At 47.1% G+C, this 204-nt stretch carries 1 pseudogene; it reads right to left on the bottom strand.

Features of this window, described 5'->3' with window-relative positions:
- Positions 1–204 (bottom strand): annotated as a pseudogene (locus OCH80_RS10355) (fibrinogen-binding protein); the annotation flags it as partial.

Raw genomic sequence — 204 nt, 5'->3', positions numbered from 1 at the left:
AATCGGAGAGCGTCTCAACTTCAGAATCTGAAAGTGAATCAGCATCCGAATCTGAGAGCGTATCTACTTCCGAATCAGAGAGTGAGTCAACTTCAGAATCTGAGAGTGAGTCAGCATCCGAATCGGAGAGCGTATCCACTTCCGAATCTGAGAGCACCTCAACTTCCGAGTCTGAAAGCGAATCAGCTTCAGAATCCGAAAGTG

This window comes from Lactobacillus sp. 23-2, assembly GCF_044902225.1.
Lineage (GTDB): Bacteria > Bacillota > Bacilli > Lactobacillales > Lactobacillaceae > Lactobacillus > Lactobacillus absianus.
The sequence above is the reverse complement of the archived record's forward strand: the minus strand, read 5'-3'. Positions and strand labels throughout refer to the sequence as shown.